The organism is Sphingopyxis sp. Q841 (assembly GCF_052384365.1).
Taxonomy (GTDB): Bacteria; Pseudomonadota; Alphaproteobacteria; order Sphingomonadales; family Sphingomonadaceae; genus Sphingopyxis; species Sphingopyxis terrae_A.
In genome coordinates, this window is sequence record NZ_JBQSUM010000002.1 from 854,159 (window position 1) to 872,431 (window position 18,273).

Below are 18,273 nucleotides of genomic sequence, written 5' to 3' on the forward strand. Positions count from 1 at the left end.
TCGGACGAGAGGCTGACCAGCGGGAACCGGCATGAGCGACGCGGGCGAAAAAGACAAGAATGGCGGCGCCGCGGTCGAGGCGCCGAATCCCTTTCTCCCGTCCCCCCACGATATGCAGCATTGGGCCAGCGTGATGGCGCGCGCGCAGCAGATGATGCTCGAATTCGCGCTGGGTCAGGCCGACGAGGAAAAGGATGCGCGGCCGCTGTTCGATCCCGCCAGATGGATCGACAATCCGGCGACCCAGCTTTGGGCCGAACAGGGCGCGAAGATGTGGGAACAGGGCGTGCATTTCTGGTCGTCGCTCGCCGCGATCCAGCCGTCCTTCATGCCCTCCGCGGCGGCCGATGCGCCCAAGGATCGCCGCTTCACCGACCCCGACTGGACCGCAAACCCCGCCTTCGCGCTGATCCGGCAGACCTATGGCCTGTTGTCGGACCAGTTGCTCGAGACCACGCGCCAGCTTCAGGGGCTCGACGCTGATGCGCGGGCCAAGATGGAATTTGCCGCAAAGTCGATGGCCGACGCGCTGTCGCCGACGAACCTTGCCGTCACCAATCCCGAAGTCATCAAGCGCGCGGTCGAAACGCGCGGCGAAAGCCTGCTCAAGGGGCTACGGCACATGCTCGCCGACCTTGCGCGCGGACAGTTGAGCCATGTGGACAAGAATGCGTTCGAGGTCGGCGTGAACATCGCGACGACCCCGGGCAAGGTGATCCACGAAACCGATCTCTATCAACTCATCCAATATGAGCCGACGACGAAAGACGTCTTCACCGTCCCGCTCGTCATCTTCCCGCCGTGGATCAACCGCTTCTACATCCTCGATCTCAATCCCGCGAAAAGCTTTGTGCGCTGGGCGGTCGAACAGGGGCTGACCGTCTTCATGGTGTCGTGGAAATCGGCCGACGCGTCGATGAAGGATGTCGTGTGGGACGATTATATCGCGGCGCAGGTCGATGCGATCGACACGGTGCGCGACCTGCTCGACGTGCCGCATGTCCACGCGATCGGCTACTGCGTCGCCGGGACGACGCTCGCCGCCACGCTCGCGATGCTCGCTGCGCAGGGCGATGCCGACAAGGTCAGGTCGGTCACCTTCTTCACCGCGCAGGTCGATTTCGAACTGGCGGGCGAACTCAAGCTGTTCGTCGACGACGGCTATCTGGCGCTGCTCCAGCAATTGTCGGCCGGCGGCTTTCTCGACGGCCGCTATATGGCCGCAACCTTCAACAGCCTGCGCGGCCGCGACCTGATCTGGAATTATGTCGTGAGCAATTACCTGCTCGGCAACGACTATCCGCCTTTCGATCTGCTCTACTGGAACGGCGACACGACCAACCTGCCGGCGAAATGGCACCGGCAATATCTGGTCGACCTCTACCGCGACAACCGGATGGTCATTCCGAACAGCCTGACGGTGATGGGCACCCCGATCGACCTCAAGAAGATCACCACCCCCGCCTATATCCAGGCCGGACGCGAAGATCATATCGCCCCGCTGGCCAGCGTCTGGCGGCTGATGGACCATCTGTCGGGACCAAAGACCTTCCTGCTCGCGGGATCGGGCCACATCGCCGGCGTCGTCAACCCGCCCGCTGCGGGCAAATATCAATATTGGACCGGTGACAATGACGCCGCCTCGCTCGCCGAATTCGAGGCAAGCGCGACCGAAACCAAGGGAAGCTGGTGGCCGCACTGGATCGGCTGGATCGCCGATCAGGACGGCGGCAAGACGCCCGCCAAAGGCGCGCGCGTGCCCGGAAAGGGCAAGAAAAAGGCGATCGAGGACGCGCCCGGACGCTACGTCAAACAGCGGTAACATCGCGGGATTATCCATCGGCTGCGGCGGTTCATCGACAATTTTTGTGCGCTGCACAAAAATATCCTTGAAATCGCCGATCCACTCCTATATTGTGCAGTGCAACATAAAGGAGTTGTTCCGATGGCTACCAAGATGGATAGTGCCGAAAAGGCTTTCGAAGCCGCGACGCTGGAAACCGCCGCCAAGCCGGTTGCGACTCCCGTGGCGCCTGCGGTTGCCGCTCCGGCGCCCGAAAAGACCAAGACCGTGAAGGCCAAGGCCAAGCCGGTCCAAAAGAAGGCAGCAAAGCCGGCCGCCAAGAAGGTCGCCCCCAAGAAGGCGGCCGCCAAGACCATCACCCCCAAAGCAAAGGCCGCGCCGAAGCCGGTTGCCGCCGCCTCCAAAGGATTCAAGACCATGAACGACACCGTCAAGAAGTTCGCCGAAGACGCCAAGACCCGCGCCGAAGCGATGACCGCCGAATTCAACGAAAAGGCGAAGGAAGCCATGAGCAAGAGCAGCAAGCTCGCCGAGGAAGCCGTCGAATTCAACAAGGCGAACATCGAAGCCATGGTTGAATCGGGCAAGATCGCGGCCAAGGGTTTCGAAACGCTCGGCCAGGAAGGCGTCGCCTTCGCTCGCAAGAGCTTCGAAGACACCACCGCCGCGCTGAAGGGCTACACCGCCGTCAAGTCGCCGGCCGAGTTCTTCAAGCTCTATGCCGAAAACAGCAAGAAGGCGTTCGACGCCGCCGTTGCGCAGACCTCGAAGACCAGCGAAATGGTCGTGAAGCTCGCCAACGACAGCTTCGCGCCGATCTCGAACCGCGTGTCGGTCATCAGCTCGAAGATGAAGGCAGCCTAAGGGCCTTTTTCTTCCCTCGTTGGCGCGGGCTCTCTCTCCCCTCCTCCCGACCCCGCGCCGACACATACAGGGCCGCTCGTTTCCTTCGCGAAACGGGCGGCTCTTGTTTTCACGGACGCCCGCTTCGGCCCGCTCGTGGCGAACGACAGGTTAAAATCATCGCGGCCGCCCTCTTGCGCATCGGCCGCGGCATGCGATATTCCGGACCATGATGCTTCCCGCTTCGATCCCTCACGTCGTCCGCGCCATGGCGGGCAAGGACGAAGACGTGTCCGGTACCCCCGGTGTCGGCATTGCAACGCGCACGCGCGCCAAACCCAAAAAACCCTCGATGTACAAGGTGCTGCTGCTCAACGACGACTATACGCCGATGGAATTCGTCGTGATGGTGCTGCAGCGCTTTTTCAACATGGACATCGAACGCGCGACGCAGGTGATGCTGCATGTGCACCAGCAGGGCGTCGGAGTGTGCGGCGTGTTCAGTTACGAAGTCGCCGAAACCAAGGTCAATCAGGTGATGGACGCCGCGCGGCAGAACCAGCACCCGCTGCAATGCACGCTGGAAAAGGCCTGATCTAACTGCTCCGCGCCGCCTGCTCGGCCTGAAGCGGCGCCGAAGGCTCGCCCTTCAAATCGCCATAATGGAGCGCTTCGCCGCACCCCGGACAGACGACCGCGGTGCCGACATCGGCGCCGCAGGCGCGGTGAATATAGCGCATCGCCGGTCCGCCTCCCGTCTCTCCCGGCGCATAAGCCCAGCGCTCGGCCCAATTGCGCATCGCGTACAGCACGTCGAACAGATCCTTGCCCTTCGCGGTCAGCCGATATTCGTGGCGAACGGGCCGATCCTGATAGGCATGACGCTCGACCACACCCTCGTGCACCAGCAGCTTGAGCCGCGCCGACACGAGCTGCGGCCCGAGGCCGGTGTTCGCGGCGATCGCCTCGAACCGCCGGCGCCCGAAGAATAGGTCGCGCAGGATCAGCAGCACGGCGCGGTCGCCCAGGATTTCGGCCGAGCGGCCGACCGGGCAAAATGTATCCGAAAGATCAGCGCGTTTGGGCATGATGTCCCTATACCCTTGTCATTCTCTTCATCGGCATTCTCATCCCACCGACAAAAACCTCTTGTCACTATGTTTATCATAGCTACAATCTGCTGCAAGAGGAGAGTCGCGCATGCCCAACCCCGCAGCCGTCATCATCGGAGCCGGCGACGCCACCGGCGGCGCGATTGCCCGCGCCTTGGCCGCCGAAGGCCTCACCGCCTGCGTCAACCGCCGGGAGCGCAACGCCGATGCGCTCGAGGCGCTGGCGCAGTCGATCCGCGAAGACGGCCATGATGCCCGCGCCTTTCCCGGCGACGCGCGTAGCGAAGAGGCGATGATCGCCCTGTTCGACCGAGTCGAGGCCGAGGTCGGACCGATCGAGGTCGCGGTCTTCAATATCGGCGCGAACGTCAACTTCCCGATCGCCGAGACGACGCTGCGCGTTTACACCAAGGTCTGGGAAATGGCGTGCCTGGGCGGCTTCCTGATGGGGCGCGAGGCGGCAAAGCGCATGGCGCCGCGCGGCCGCGGCACGATCATCTTCACCGGCGCCACCGCATCCCTGCGCGGCGGATCGGGCTATGCCGCCTTCTCGGGCGCCAAGGCGGCGCTGCGAATGCTGGCGCAATCGATGGCGCGCGAACTGGGGCCGCAGGGCGTCCATGTTGCGCATGTCGTGATCGACGGCGCGATCGACACCGATTTCATCAAGGGACGTCATCCCGATTTCGACAATGCGAAGGCGCAGGATCTGATCCTCAACCCGCAGGCCATCGCCGCCAATTATGTGATGCTCCACCGCCAGCCGAAAAGCGCGTGGACGCACGAACTCGACCTTCGCCCCTGGGGAGAAAAATGGTGAGCAAGAGCGCAGGAAAGTCCCTCGAATTCATCTTCGATTTCGGCAGTCCGAACGCCTATCTGGCGATGAAGATACTACCCGACCTGCTCGACCGCACAGGCGCCGATCTGATCATCACCCCCTGCCTGCTCGGCGGCATTTTCAAGGCCACCGGCAACAAGGCGCCGATGATCCAATATGCCGACGCGCCGGCGAAGATGGCGTATGAAAATCTCGAGATGCGGCGCTTCATCGCGCGCCACGGGCTCACCAAATTCCGGCTCAACCCGCATTTTCCGGTGAACACGCTGCTCATCATGCGCGGCGCGGTCGTCGCCGAAGACGAAGGCGTGCTCGACGACTATATCGATGCGGTGAACCGCGCGATGTGGGAAGACGGGCTGAAGATGGATGATCCCGCGGTCGCCGCCGCCTTCCTGACCGCAAACGGCTTCGATGGTCCCGCGCTGCTGGCGCGCACGCAGGAGGATGCGATCAAGGCCAAGCTCGCCGCCAACACCGAAGCCGCGGTCGCGCGCGGCGCCTTTGGTATCCCGACCTTCTTCGTCGGCGACGAGATATTCTTCGGCAAGGACCGGCTCGGACAAGTCGAGGAAGCGCTGCTCCGCTGACGGGACGACGGTTTTGGGGTCGGGAGCGGTCCTCACCTTCTTTCGTCATTCCCGCGAAAGCGGGAACCCAAAGCTCGCGTCAGCTAACTCCACACTGGGTTCCCGCTTTCGCGGGAATGACGATGTGAAAAAGTGCAACAACGTCCGCAATCGGTCCTAATCGGCCGCCTTCCCAATCACGCTGACGATCGCGACGCGCATCAATAGCCCATCAGGCTGAGCACTTCCTTGCGGCTGCGCTGATCTTCGAGGAAGCAGCCGAGGACGCGGCTGGTGACCATGCCGACGCCGGGGGTACGCACGCCGCGGCCGGTCATGCAGCCGTGCTGCGCGTCGATCACCACCGCAACGCCATGCGGGTGCAGATTGTCCCAGATGCACTTGGCGACCTCGGCGGTCAGCCGTTCCTGCACCTGCAGGCGGCGGGCATAGCCGTTCAGGACGCGTGCCAGCTTGGAAATGCCGACCACGCGCTCGCGCGGCAGGTAGGCGATCGACGCCTTGCCGGTGATCGGCGCCATATGATGCTCGCAGTGCGACTGAAAGGGGATGTCGCGCAGCAGGACGATCTCGTCATAGCCGCCGACCTCTTCGAAGGTGCGCGACAGATGGACCGCTGGATCCTCGCCATAGCCGCTGCAATATTCCTTCCACGCCCGCGCGACCCGCTTGGGCGTGTCGAGCAGGCCCTCACGCGCCGGATCGTCGCCCGCCCATTCGATCAGCGTCCGCACCGCCGCGGCGACATGATCGGGGACCACGACCTTGCCGTCGGGTCCGATTTCGGTCGTGCTGCTCGTCATATCCCCGCTTTCACTGTTGCTTTCTTGCCGCACATTTCGGGACGATTGCCCGGATAAGCAAGAGCGCGCACGCAAGTTTTTGTTCGGTCGCCGATGCTTTACGTTGCGGAATCCAACCCTTTTCCGATTGTGCAGAGCCGCAATTTCCTTTCGAATTTTCCTGCCAACAAGCCACTTGACGCTTTGGTAAAGTCAGCGCAGTTTTCAAACATTACAGAGTTCGCTCAAGCGGACCGTAATCCGGAGAGGCCGGCGTTTTCCCCGACGCCGGTGGGAGAGGACGATGACCAGCATCGCTGGCAGGTGGGATACTCACTGGCGCTTGGCCCCCGCGGCCCGGCGCCTTCTGGCGTGCCCGGTCGAATCCCCTCCCCTGACCACAAATTGAATTTGGGCGAACCCGTGGATTGCGGGGTCGAAAAAGGGAGGAATAGATGAAGTTCAAGGCACTGATTGGAACGTCCGTCCTGGCCATGGCGGTGGCAACGCCCGCCCATGCGCAGAGCGGCGGCTCCAGCTCCGACCCCTATGGCGAAATCGTCGTCACCGCGCAGCGCCAGTCCGAACGTCTGCAGGACGTTCCGATCGCCGTCAGCGCCTTTTCGTCCGAAGCGCTGGAAGCGCAGCAGATCAAGACGCCGTCGGACCTTCAGCTCACGCTGCCGAACGTCACCTTCACCAAGACGAACTTCACCAGCGCCAGCTTTACGATTCGCGGCATCGGCGATCTTTGCGTCGGCACGACCTGCGACAGCGCGACCGCGATCCACCTCAACGGCGACCCCCTCTTTTCGACCCGCCTTTTTGAAACGGAATTTTTCGACCTCGAACGCATCGAAGTGCTGCGCGGCCCGCAGGGAACGCTGTTCGGCCGCAACGCGACATCGGGCGTGGTCAACGTCATTACCGCCAAGCCCAAGCTCGACACGTTCGAAGCCTCGGCCGAAGGCGAATATGGCAATTATAATTCGATCAAGGGCAAAGGGATGGTCAACATCCCGCTCGGCGATACCGCCGCGATCCGCGTCGCGGGCATCTATCTGAATCGCGACGGTTATACGAAGAACCTCTATCTCGGCAATCGCATCGACGACCGCGACCTCTACTCGGTCCGCGGCTCGCTGCGCTGGGAACCGACGCCCGACACCACCATCGACCTGATGGCGTCCTATTTCCATGAAAAGGACAATCGCGCGCGTATCCAGAAGCAGCTCTGCCAGCGCGATCCGACCGGCATCCTCGGCTGCCTCAACAACCGCCTCGACAATTCGCCTTTCAACGGCAACGCGACCTTCACCGCCGCATTGACGTCGAAGGAATTCCTGGCAACGCAAGGCATCCCGACCGCTTTCGCGCTCGGCAGCCTCTATGGGCCGGATGTCTATGCGAACACGACTATCCCGTCGGACCCGCGGACGGTGAATACGGCGTTCACGCCGCAATATTTCACCAGCGAACTGACGCTGCAGGGCGAAATCCAGCATAATTTCGGCCCCGTATCGCTGCAGATTTCGGGCCAGTACCAGAGGGTCAAGCTGGACTCGATGCAGGACTACAACAGCAATATCGGCAACCGTGCGCTGTATGCAGGCGGTCTCGCGACGTTGCAGGCGGGTGCCGGCGGCGCTTTCGACGGCGTTCTTCCCGGCTTTTCGGATTATCTCGCGCCGGTCGCCGCGGCCATCATCCCCAACGGCCCCACCGGCCAGCTCTGCACCTCGATGGCCGACGATACGGGCTTCGGCTCTTATGGCGGCAATAAATTCTGCAACGACCAGTCGCTGCAGTTCGACCGCTCGAACCAGTATAACAGCAGCTGGTCGGTCGAAAGCATTCTGTCGAGCGACCTCGACGGGCCGTTCAACTTCCTGCTCGGCGGCATTTTCGCCAAATATCACCTGACCGAGAACAGCTATTATGTGAACGCCTTCCCGATCGACTATCTGTCGGGCGTGTTGGGTGCGTTCAATTCCTACGCGAACGGACTGCCGCCGTCGTTCCTCGCGACGCCCTTCTACCGCAACAATACCGACGATCTGAAGATCAAGTCCTACGGGATCTTCGGCGAAACCTATTTCGAGTTCAACGACCGGGTGAAGCTGACTCTCGGCCTGCGGTACAACCACGACGAAAAGGACGTGATCGCCCGCACCTCGCTGGCCAGCTTCCTGACGCCGTTCGGACAGACCGGAACGGCTTTCGATTCGCCGTTCGTCGTCACCTATGACGCCGATCCGGGCACGGCCGGGAACCAGCTGTTCCAGACTCGTTCGGTCAGCTTCAACAAGCTAACCGGCCGCGCGGTTCTCGATTTCAAGATCACGCCGGACAATCTGGTCTATGCGAGCTATTCGCGCGGTTACAAGTCGGGCGGCATCAACCCGCCGCTTTCGCCGATCTTCTCGGTGCCGGAATCGTTCAAGCCCGAACAGGTCGACGCGTTCGAAATCGGTTCGAAGAACACCTTCGCCAACGGCGCGCTTCAGCTCAACGTGACCGGCTTCTACTACAAATACAAGGATCTGCAGCTCAGCCGCATCGTTGCCCGTACCTCGGTCAACGACAACGTCGATGCAAATATCTACGGCGTCGAAGTTGAAGGCATCGTTCGTCCCGATCCGGATTGGATGATCAACCTGGGCTTCAGCTATCTGAAGACCAAGGTGGCCGGCGACTCCTTCTTCAGCAATCCGCGCGACTTCGGCGGCGGACGGGCGGACGCGGTGATCATCAAAGATATCACCAATGCGGCCAACTGCGCTGTTGCACCGGGAACCGCCGGCAATGCCGCAGGCAGCAATGCCTTCGTCAACTTCGTCAACAGTCAGATCAATGCCGGCGCGGTTCCGGGTCTGGCTGCGGGCGCCGGACTCCAGCCTACGACGGCCTTCCCGGCCGACGGCGGCATCGCATCGACCGGTGCGTTCAGCGTTTGCGCGGCGCTCCAGGCCTATGCTTCGGCAGCGGGAACCAACTTCGATCCCGCGGGCATCCAGGTCTTTTCGGCGGGCATCCCCGTCAACATCAAGGGCAACGCCCTGCCGCAGGCGCCGAACGTCAAGTTCAGCGTCGGCGCGCAGCACACGGTGCATCTGGGTGGCGACATGACGCTCGTCCCGCGTTTCGACCTGTCCTACACCGGCGACAGCTACGGCAACATCTTCAACGGCAATGTCAACAAGATCAAAGGCTATGCCCAGGTGAATGCCCAGCTTCAGCTCAACGGCGCCGACGACAAATGGTTCATCAAGGGCTTCATCCAGAACCTGTTCAACGCGAACAGCGTGACCGGCCTGTATGTGACCGACCAGTCGTCGGGTAACTACACCAATATCTTCACGCTCGAACCGCGTCGCTACGGCATCGCGGCCGGCGTGAAATTCTGAACCCGGCGGGCGGCAACGCCTGAAAAAAAGACCCCGGCCTCTCGCATGAGAGGCCGGGGTTTTCTTTTGCCCGAATGGCCGATCCGGCGGCGCTTGGCGCCGCCGGGACCGATCAGAATTTGAAGCGGCCGGTGACGCCATAGGTGCGCGGCTGGCTGGGATAGCCCGACACGCTGCCCGCCTGCGCGACGGCGTTGAAGATCGTCGTCAGATATTGCGCATTGGTCAGGTTGCGGCCCCACACGCCCAGTTCGAAGCCGTTGGTCAGCGCGACGGTGAACGACGCGTTGAGCTGGTTGACTTCACGCTTCAGATTCTGCGCGACGCTGGCGGGGAAGCCCGACAGGCCGTCGACGATCTGCGTCGGGCTTTCATACTGATAGTCGACGTGCGCGATCGCCTTCGTCCCGCCCGCGAATTCATAGGTATAGGTACCGCCCATCGAAACCGACAGATCGGGGATGCCCGCGGGCTTCTTGCCCGACAGGTCGCCGAACGCCGAGGCGACGAAGCTGTCGTACTTCGGATCGAGCCAAGTCACCGCCAGCGACAGGTTCAGCCCCTGCACCGGACGGACCGAACCGTCGAATTCGAGACCCCAGGTCGACTGCTTGCCCGCGTTGGCGAGCGCGAAGCCGGTGCCCGTGAAGACGTTCGACTGGAAGCCCTTGATCGATTGCTTGAACACCGCAAGGTTCAAGGCCGCGACCGACCACTGCGCCTTCAGCCCGGCTTCGTACACCGTCGATTCCTCGGGCGCCGCAAAGCGGGTGCCCGACACCAGGTTCGCGGTGCCGAGACCGCCTGCGATGATCGCCGGCAGGTCGCTGGCGAGCGGACGGCTGTCGCGCGACAGGTTGACCGAGCTTGCCTTGAAGCCCGTCGCATAGGTCGCATAGACGTTGACCGTGTCGGTCAGCTTATAGGCCAGACGCGCGCTGTAGCTGAAGTCGCCGTCGTTGGTCTTGCCGGGCTCGACGCTGTTCGGAACGTTCAGGAAGGGCGGCAGGAACTGGAACGCCTTCAGCGGGTTCAGCGGGTTCGCCGCCGGGTTGTTCTGGTTCGCGGTCGCGAAGGCCTGGAACTGCTGGAAGGTCGCCGCAGTTGCGGGGTTGGTCGCAAATGCGAGGACCGCCGCCGGATCGTTCGGATTGACGCCCGCCTGTTGCAGCGCGCCGCCGAGGATCAGCTGGTTGCGGAACGGCGCATAGGCCGGCGCATCGAGGTTGATGCCCGAAAAGACGTCAGTGCTCGTCACGTCGGTCGTGAAGCGCTTCTTGTCCTTGGTGTAGTTGCCACCGAGGGTCAGCGTCAGGCGATCGGTCACGTCGAAATCCACCGTGCCGAAGATCGACCAAGCCGTGTTTTTCATGCCGTAATATTCGTCCATGCCGTCACCGGCGCGGAAGAAGGTGCCCACATATTTGGCCGGGTCGCCTTCGAGCGTGCCAAGCGTACCTTCAAGCACCGGAACGCTCAGCGCCCCGCCGCTTGCCGCCTGGATCAGCGCGTTGCCATAGGCGCGGAAATCGTCGCCGAAATAGATCTGGCTGTGCTGCTTGATCTTCTCGTTGAAATAATAGCCGCCGATCAGGAAGTTGATCGGACCGTCGAAATCCGAGGCCAGACGCAGTTCCTGCGTGAAGGTGTTGATCGCGGTATCGTCCGACTTCTGACCGATCAGGTCGGCGCTGGTGAAGTCCGAATCCTGGTTGGTGTTGGAGCGAACCTCGCGATAGGCGCTGATCGAGGTCAGCGACATGTTGCCGAGATCATAGTCGATCTGGCCCGAACCACCGTAATTCTTGATCAGGTTCGACGACAGGAAGTTGTTGTAGACGCGATACGAGAAGGGATTGTTCGCATCGACGCTGGGGCCGCCCGCGAGGGCATTGGTGATCGCGACCGTCGGGCCGGCGATGACGTTGCCGGCGATGCAGCAATTCTCGTCGATCTTGTCATAATCGCCGATCAGGCGGATCGTCAGCGCCTCGGTCGGTTCGAACAGCAGCTGGCCGCGCACGCCCCAGCGGTTGCGATCGTTGACGTCGGTGTCGAGGTTGACGTCACGGGCATAGCCGTCGCGGCGGTTGTAGTTGCCCCCGAGCGAGAAGGCGATCTTGTCGCTAATCGGGCCGGTGATGTCGCCCTTGATGACGAAGGCGTCGTAATTGCCGTAGCTCGCCTCGACCGAACCGCCGAATTCATACTGCGGCTTCTGCGTGACGATGCTGATTACGCCCGCCGACGCATTCTTGCCGAACAAAGTCGACTGCGGACCGCGCAGCACTTCAATGCGCTCGACATTCGGAAGGTCGCCGATCTGGGCGGCCGAACGCGAACGATAGACGCCATCGATGAAGACGCCGACCGAGGGCTCGATGCCCGGATTGTTCGCGCCGTTGCCGAAGCCGCGGATGATGAAGTTGGTGTTCGCGCTCGACTGGAGCTGCGACACGCGAAGGCTGGGGACCGCCGACTGCAGGTCGATAAGGTCGCGGATCTGCGCGTTCTGGATATCGGCGGCCGAGGTCACCGAAACGGCGATCGGCGTATCCTGAAGCGTCTGCGAGCGCTTGGTCGCGGTGACGATGATGTCATTGCCATAGTCGGTGTCGCTTGCGGGCGCCTCAGCGGTGTCCTGAGCGAAAGCGATGGCGGGGGTGGTCGCGGCGCACAGCATCGTGGCGCCCAACAAAATGTTGCGCAAAGTCATTATAGTCTCTCTCTCCATACCGCCAGAGGTGACCCATCGGGCCTAAGGAGGGGATGCACTGGCGGTGACTGGTCGCTGTAATACGGCGGCGGGCCGCGTCAACGCCATCGCGGTGACAATGGCGGATTTTCCCGAAATTCGTGACCAAAAAGCAACAGTTTACGCTACGGCGACCGTTTGGGCGCTCGCGAGACCGGACAAGCCGCCAGCAAAATCTTCCGGTTGCGCCATCGGCGCCGCGCTCCCGCCGAAAGTTGCACGCCATAACCCATAGCTATGGATCACCCGCCGATCGGCGATATTTTGCTCAATGGTCTGCGCCTAGGAACCTGTCGCAACCAAACAGGAGAGGATCATCATGTCGGGACCGCCGCTTTCCCCTGCCCGCTGCGCTGGGTCGCTCGTTTTCACATCCGGACAGCTCGCGCGCGGCGACGACGGCAAGATCGTCGCCGGAGGAATCGAAGCGCAGGCCGAGCAGGCGCTCGCCAATCTGATCGCCGTGCTCGCCGCCGAAGGCTGCACCGCCGCCGATGTCGTCAAGGTGACGGCTTGGCTGACCGACGCGCGGTTCGGCGCCGCGTTCAACGCGGCCTATCGCCGCCATTTCGGCGCGCCCTTCCCCGCGCGCTCCACGGTGGTCTCGGCACTGCTCGCCGACGGTGCCCTCATCGAGGTCGAGGCGATCGCGCAGCGCGCATGAGCGTAAAGGGCACTGGACCCCAGCTTTTGCGGGAGTACAGTCGCGGCATGCGCTTTCGCCAGATCGAAGTCTTTCACGCCGTCTATACGCACGGGTCGATCAGCGCCGCCGCGCGCGCGCTTGGCGTGTCGCAGCCTTCGGTATCGAAGACGCTGCGTCACGCCGAGGACGGCCTGGGCTTTGCGCTGTTCCAGCTCGCCCGCGGCCGCCTCGTCCCGACCGACGAGGCGCATGCGCTCATGCACGAGGCGGGCGATATTTTCGACCGCATCACCTCGCTCCAGCATACCGCGCGCAATCTGTCGCAAGCGGGCGGCGGGCATATCCGGCTCGGCATCGTGCCCAGCCTGGCGCTCGACGTCGTACCGCAGGCGATGGCCCAGTTCCGCCGCGAATGGCCGCGCGTGACCTTCGAGGTGCATACGCATCATCATGACGATCTGGTGCAATCGCTGATCGAGCGCGAAACCGATATCGCGATCGCCTATACGCCGCCGCGCCATCCGCGCCTGACGCGCTCGCTGCTGGCGGAAGGCGAGCTGGTCGTCTTCTTCCCCGACGGCGCCTTCGCCGATGCCGGCCCGCGCCTTGCACTCGACCAGCTGGCCGATCGCGACGTCATTGGCGTGGCGGCAACGGGGCCGATCGGCGACGTCCTCACCCGCGCGGCGCGCGATCGCGGCATTACCTATCGCGAATCGGTGTCGGTCCAGACCTTCTTCATCGCGGCGCGTCTGGCCCAGCTCGAGGGCGGCGTCACGGTGATCGACGAATTCACCGCGCGCGCCTGGCAATCGCCCGGCTATCGCTGGCTACCGACCGACCCGCCACTGGGGTTCACCGTCTCCTACGTCACGCTGGAGGACCGGCCGCCGTCGAAGATCGCGCGCCAGTTCCTGCGCACGCTCGAAGACACGCTCGAGGGGATCCGTGCCGACCACCCATAGCCTTTGGCTATGGATGTCACAAATATTGCATATTTGCGCGGCGTGACCCTTCGATATTCTGCCCCGAGAGCAGGCGGCGAAATTTTCCCTTTCGCCCTGCCACAGGGGGATCGGGTTGATCGATGCGGGCCACGTTCGGACTGGACGAACCGCCGCAGACAAGGCGGCCGCAGGAGCTGATCGTGATCGGCGCCGGCGTCGTCGGCATGGCGACCGCGCTGACCCTTTCCGACCGCGGGCACCGGGTCACGCTCGTCGACGCGGCCGAGGGCCCGGGCCTCGGCACCTCCTTCGCCAATGGCGCGCAGTTGAGCTACGCCTATACCGACGCATTCGCGAGCCCGTCGACCGTCGCGCAATTGCCACGGCTGCTGATGGGACTCGATCCGGCCTTTCGCCTCTCACCGTCGCTCGATCCCGATTTCCTGCGCTGGGGTATCGCCTTTCTGCGCAACGCCTCGGCGGGGCGGTTCCGCCGCAACACGCTGGCCGGCATGATGCTCGCCATCGAATCGCGCGCGGCGCTCGATCAGCTGACGCAGCGGCACGGCATCGAATTCGCGCGCAGCGCCCCCGGCAAGCTCATCCTCTATCGCAGCGCCAAAAGCTTTGCGGCGGCCGCGCGTGTCGCCGCGATGAAGGCCGAACATGGTGCTCGGCAAAGCCTGATCGACGCCAGCCAAGCGGTGGCGATCGAACCCGCGCTGGGCGCGATCCGGCCGGAAATCGCCGGCGCGGTGTTCGACCGCGGCGAGGAAGTGGGCGACCCCTATCGCTTCTGCAACGGCGCACGGGCTGCCTTGGCGGCGCATGGACGAAGCGCGAGCTGGTTCCGCACCGACATTGCCGCGATCGAGCCCGACGCGCGGCGCCCCGCGATCGTCGCGCGGGACGGTCGGCGGTTCGCCGCCGACCGGATCCTATTATGTTCAGGCACGGGATCGCTCGCGCTGGCGCAGAGTTTCGGCGTCCGCCTGCCGATCGTGCCGATGAAGGGCTATTCGATCACCGCCGCGCCGGGCGACGCGGCGCCGACGGTCAGCATCACCGACGCTGCGAACCGCGTCGTTTTCGCCCGGCTGGGCAATCGCATGCGGATTGCCGGCCTCGCCGACTTGGCGCAGCGCGACGCCGCGGTCGATCCGCGGCGGCTCGCCACGTTGATCGCCAGCGCCCGCGCCGCGCTGCCCGAAGCGGCGACCTATGACGCGATCGAATCGAGCTGGGCGGGGCTGCGGCCCATGACCCCCGATTCGCTGCCGATCACGCGGCCGATCGCGCCGGGGGTGATCGCAAACACGGGACATGGGGCCTTGGGCTGGACCTATGCCGCCGGGTCGGCCGCGCGCGTCGCCGCGCTTATCGATCGAGAGGATTAATACAAAAATACAATCGCTTATCTGCCAAATCTCAGGGAAGGGCCAATAGCATGAACAGGGGTCAAAAATTCATCAGCCTGATGGGCGGCATTTCGCTGCTCGCCAGTGCAACCGCCGCCATGGCGCAGGACCGCGCCGAACCCGAACCGCAAATCGCCGAGGATATCGAACAGGATTCGGGCGAAGCGATCGTCGTCACCGGATCACAGATCAAGGGCGCCGACGTCGCCGGGGCGCTGCCGCTGACGTTGCTCAACGAACAGGATATCGACGCCATTGCCGCGACGAGCGGTGACGATCTGTTCCGCGCCATTCCGCAGGCGGGCGATGTCGCCTTCAACGAAAGCCGCGAGGCCGGCGGCATCAACGACGCGCGCGGCGACGTCGCGTCGATCAACCTGCGCGCGCTGGGCACGGGCAACACGCTCGTCCTCCTCAACGGGCGCCGCATGGTGCTGCACCCCGGCACCCAGTCCGAAAATCTGGTGCCGGTGCAAAGCGTCAACACCAACACCATCCCGGTGACGGGGGTCCGCCGCGTCGAGGTTCTGCTCGACGGCGCCGCCGCCATCTATGGATCGGATGCGGTTGCCGGCGTCATCAACACCGTGCTCAAGGACAATTTCAAGGGGCTGCGCGTCACCGGCGAATATAGCCTGACCGATGACAGCGACCAGCGCGAATATGAACTGTCGTTCGAAGCGGGCCACACGTTCAATGACGGCCGCACCAACATTTCGCTGTTCGGGTCGTTCAACCACCGCGACCCGCTTTATGCGCGCGAACGCTACAACTCGCGCTCGTCGGATCTGCGGCCGCTGCTCGTCGGGACGGCGTTCGAGGGCGATACCGATTTCCGCAACACATCGGTCGATACGATCTGGGGCGAATTCCAGCGTCTGACGAACAGCTACGCCCCCTCGACCACGACGGCGCGCATCGACGGCGTCGCGCTGACCACCAGCGGCATCTTCCATGTCCAGCCCGACACCAACGACGGCTGCATCGCACCGACCCAATATGCCGGCACCTGCTGGGACAACAGCTCGCTCTCGACCGTCTCGAGCGACGAAAATCTGCGGTACGACACCAACTATCTGCGCACGATCCTGGGACGCAACAATCGCTTCAACCTGTTCGGCTTCCTGAATCATGAATTTGATTCGGGGCTGGAATTCTACGCCGAGGCAGGCTGGTATCATTCGGATTATCGCGCCTACCGCGATACCGAAACCAACCTGTCGAGCCAGCGGCTCATCATCCCCGCCAACGGCTATTGGAACCCCTTCGGTCCGGTCGGCAGCCCGAACCGGATTCCGGGTCTGACCGGCGTGTCCGATGCCGGGGTGCCGATCGAACTGATCGACTATCGCCCCGTCGATGCTGGCCCGACGATCGTCAACGTCAAGAACGACACCACCCGCTTCCTCGGCGGGCTGCGCGGCAAGCTGCTCGGCTTCGATTTCGACACCGCGGCGCTTTACTCGCGCGCCCGGACCAAGGACAGCATGCACACGATTTCGATGACGCTGTTCGAAGAAGCGCTGAGCCGTACCGATGCGACCGCCTATAACCCGTTCAACGGCGGCGATCCGCTCAATCCCGGCACGCTCGATTCCTCGCCCAATCCGCAGGAGGTGATCGACAGCTTCATGGTCGATATCGGCCGCATCAGCACGACCGAGCTTTACCTCGCCGACTTCAAGCTCAGCAAGAACGACCTGTTCGAACTGCCGGGCGGCCGGGTCGGGATGGCGACCGGCGTCGAATTCCGTCACGAAACCTTTGCGGACGATCGCGACGACCGGCTCGACGGCACGATCTTCTATGTCGCGCCCGACGGCTCGTCGAACGGCAGCGACGCGATGGGCGCGAGCCCGACCCCCGACAGCAGCGGGTCGCGCGATGTGCTGTCGGCCTTCCTCGAATTTGCGGTGCCGCTGGTCTCGCCCGAGATGAATGTGCCGCTGGTCCATGCACTCGACCTGCAACTTGCGGGCCGCGCCGAATCCTATCAGGGCTTCGGATCGGTTGCGAAGCCGAAGATCGCCTTGTCCTGGTATCCGGTGCGCAACTTCCAGCTGCGCGGCAGCTGGTCCGAAAGCTTCCGCGCGCCGAACCTGCCGCAATTGTTCGAAAATGGTATCCAGCGGTCAAACACGCGCACCGACTGGATCCGCTGCGAGGCAGACCTGCGCGCGGCGCGCATCGCCAATTTCGACGAGTGCGGTCAGGCACAGGGCATCGTCAGCAACCGGTCGGGCAGCAAGGAGCTGAAACCCGAAACGGCTCAAAACCTGTCGGTCGGCGGAACTTTCCAGATGAATTTCGGCGCGGCGGGTCGTTTGACGCTGACCACCGACTATTGGGAAATCCGGCAAAAGCAAGTGATCGGCCTGTTTGGCGACTCCAATGCACTCATCCTCGACTATTTGCTCCGTTTGCAGGGTTCGTCGAACCCCAATGTTCAGCGGGCCGACCCGACCCCCGCCGATGTCGACGACTTCGACGGCACCGGCATCGCGCCAGTCGGCGACGTGATCCAGGTGATCGACAATTACACCAACCTCAGCCCGCGCCGCGTCCGCGGTATCGACTTCGGCCTCTATTATCAGGTGCGCAACACCGGCATCGGAGACATCAGCCTGCGCGTCAACGCGGCGCGCCTGCTCGAATTCTATCAGGTGCCGGGCGACATGCAGCAGATGCTGCTCGATGCCCAGACGTCGGGCGACATTGATCCGACAATCATCATCTCGGGCGCCGAAAGCCTCGTCGAACAGAATGGCCGTCCGAAGTGGCGCGGATCGGCCAGCCTGACCTGGCGCTACAAGGGCTGGGGCGCGGGCTGGTACGGCAGCTATGTCGGACCGGTGAACGACACCTCGGCGGCGCTGGCCGACGGGACGCTGTTCCGCGTCAAGGATTACATGTCGCACAGCGTTTATGTGCAATATGAGGCCGAGAAGGGCCCGCTCAAGGATACGCGCTTCCGCATCGGGGTGCGCAACCTGTTCAACGAGCTCGCGCCGCTCGCCGATCAGAGCTTCGGCTATATCGGCGATTTGTACAGCAACCGCGGCCGTCAGTTCTACGCTTCGATCAGCAAGCGTTTCTGACCGCCGCCGGGTCGCCGGGACAGGCGGCGT

Annotated in this window: 13 protein-coding genes; 10 read left to right on the forward strand and 3 right to left on the reverse strand. The window is 63.3% G+C overall.

Going from position 1 to position 18,273, the window contains the following annotated elements; all coding sequences use genetic code 11:
• Positions 1 to 31 precede the first annotated feature (31 nt).
• From ACT17R_RS14460 to clpS, 3 genes are all read left to right on the forward strand, one after another.
• A complete protein-coding gene (locus ACT17R_RS14460) occupies positions 32 to 1,822 on the forward strand; it encodes a PHA/PHB synthase family protein (RefSeq protein WP_444809690.1) in 1,791 nt (596 codons plus the stop codon).
• A 123-nt stretch (positions 1,823 to 1,945) separates the two neighbouring features.
• A complete protein-coding gene (locus tag ACT17R_RS14465) occupies positions 1,946 to 2,668 on the forward strand; it encodes a phasin family protein (protein ID WP_003048931.1) in 723 nt (240 codons plus the stop codon).
• A 208-nt stretch (positions 2,669 to 2,876) separates the two neighbouring features.
• Positions 2,877 to 3,242 (forward strand): ATP-dependent Clp protease adapter ClpS, encoded by a 366-nt coding sequence (gene clpS, locus ACT17R_RS14470; protein WP_381386995.1) that lies wholly within the window; start codon positions 2,877 to 2,879, stop codon positions 3,240 to 3,242.
• A 1-nt stretch (position 3,243) separates the two neighbouring features.
• On the opposite strand, the gene ACT17R_RS14475 is transcribed toward clpS, so the two are convergent.
• Positions 3,244 to 3,735 (reverse strand): winged helix-turn-helix transcriptional regulator, encoded by a 492-nt coding sequence (locus ACT17R_RS14475; RefSeq protein ID WP_444809691.1) that lies wholly within the window; start codon positions 3,733 to 3,735, stop codon positions 3,244 to 3,246.
• A 112-nt stretch (positions 3,736 to 3,847) separates the two neighbouring features.
• Here ACT17R_RS14475 and ACT17R_RS14480 point away from each other — a divergent pair, with 112 nt between their 5' ends.
• Positions 3,848 to 4,579: an SDR family oxidoreductase gene (locus tag ACT17R_RS14480; protein WP_444809692.1), complete on the forward strand. Its 732-nt coding sequence runs from the start codon at positions 3,848 to 3,850 to the stop codon at positions 4,577 to 4,579.
• Positions 4,573 to 5,190: a 2-hydroxychromene-2-carboxylate isomerase gene (locus ACT17R_RS14485; RefSeq protein ID WP_058812793.1), complete on the forward strand. Its 618-nt coding sequence runs from the start codon at positions 4,573 to 4,575 to the stop codon at positions 5,188 to 5,190. Before ACT17R_RS14480 ends, ACT17R_RS14485 begins: the two co-directional genes overlap by 7 nt.
• 200 nt (positions 5,191 to 5,390) lie before the next feature.
• Here the strand turns inward: ACT17R_RS14485 and folE are convergent, their stop codons facing one another.
• Positions 5,391 to 5,993: a GTP cyclohydrolase I FolE gene (gene folE, locus ACT17R_RS14490; protein WP_062768919.1), complete on the reverse strand. Its 603-nt coding sequence runs from the start codon at positions 5,991 to 5,993 to the stop codon at positions 5,391 to 5,393.
• Positions 5,994 to 6,427: 434 nt separating this feature from the next.
• Between folE and ACT17R_RS14495 the strand changes: the two genes are divergently transcribed.
• Complete coding sequence (locus ACT17R_RS14495) at positions 6,428 to 9,379, forward strand: TonB-dependent receptor (protein WP_444809693.1); 2,952 nt, start codon at positions 6,428 to 6,430, stop codon at positions 9,377 to 9,379.
• 112 nt (positions 9,380 to 9,491) lie between these two features.
• On the opposite strand, the gene ACT17R_RS14500 is transcribed toward ACT17R_RS14495, so the two are convergent.
• Positions 9,492 to 12,095, reverse strand: coding sequence for a TonB-dependent receptor (locus tag ACT17R_RS14500; RefSeq protein WP_058813232.1), 2,604 nt, complete (start codon positions 12,093 to 12,095; stop codon positions 9,492 to 9,494).
• A 358-nt stretch (positions 12,096 to 12,453) separates the two neighbouring features.
• Between ACT17R_RS14500 and ACT17R_RS14505 the strand changes: the two genes are divergently transcribed.
• The 4 genes from ACT17R_RS14505 (at position 12,454) to ACT17R_RS14520 (ending at position 18,243) form a co-directional block, all read left to right on the forward strand.
• Positions 12,454 to 12,798, forward strand: a complete 345-nt coding sequence (locus tag ACT17R_RS14505) for a RidA family protein (protein ID WP_003052835.1) — start codon at positions 12,454 to 12,456, stop codon at positions 12,796 to 12,798.
• A 47-nt stretch (positions 12,799 to 12,845) separates the two neighbouring features.
• Positions 12,846 to 13,745: a LysR family transcriptional regulator gene (locus tag ACT17R_RS14510; protein WP_444809694.1), complete on the forward strand. Its 900-nt coding sequence runs from the start codon at positions 12,846 to 12,848 to the stop codon at positions 13,743 to 13,745.
• 122 nt (positions 13,746 to 13,867) lie between these two features.
• Positions 13,868 to 15,124 carry an FAD-dependent oxidoreductase gene (locus tag ACT17R_RS14515; protein ID WP_444809695.1) on the forward strand — a complete coding sequence of 419 codons (1,257 nt, stop codon included), beginning with the start codon at positions 13,868 to 13,870 and terminating at the stop codon, positions 15,122 to 15,124.
• 50 nt (positions 15,125 to 15,174) lie between these two features.
• A complete protein-coding gene (locus tag ACT17R_RS14520) occupies positions 15,175 to 18,243 on the forward strand; it encodes a TonB-dependent receptor domain-containing protein (RefSeq protein ID WP_444809696.1) in 3,069 nt (1,022 codons plus the stop codon).
• The last annotated feature ends 30 nt before the right edge of the window (positions 18,244 to 18,273 follow it).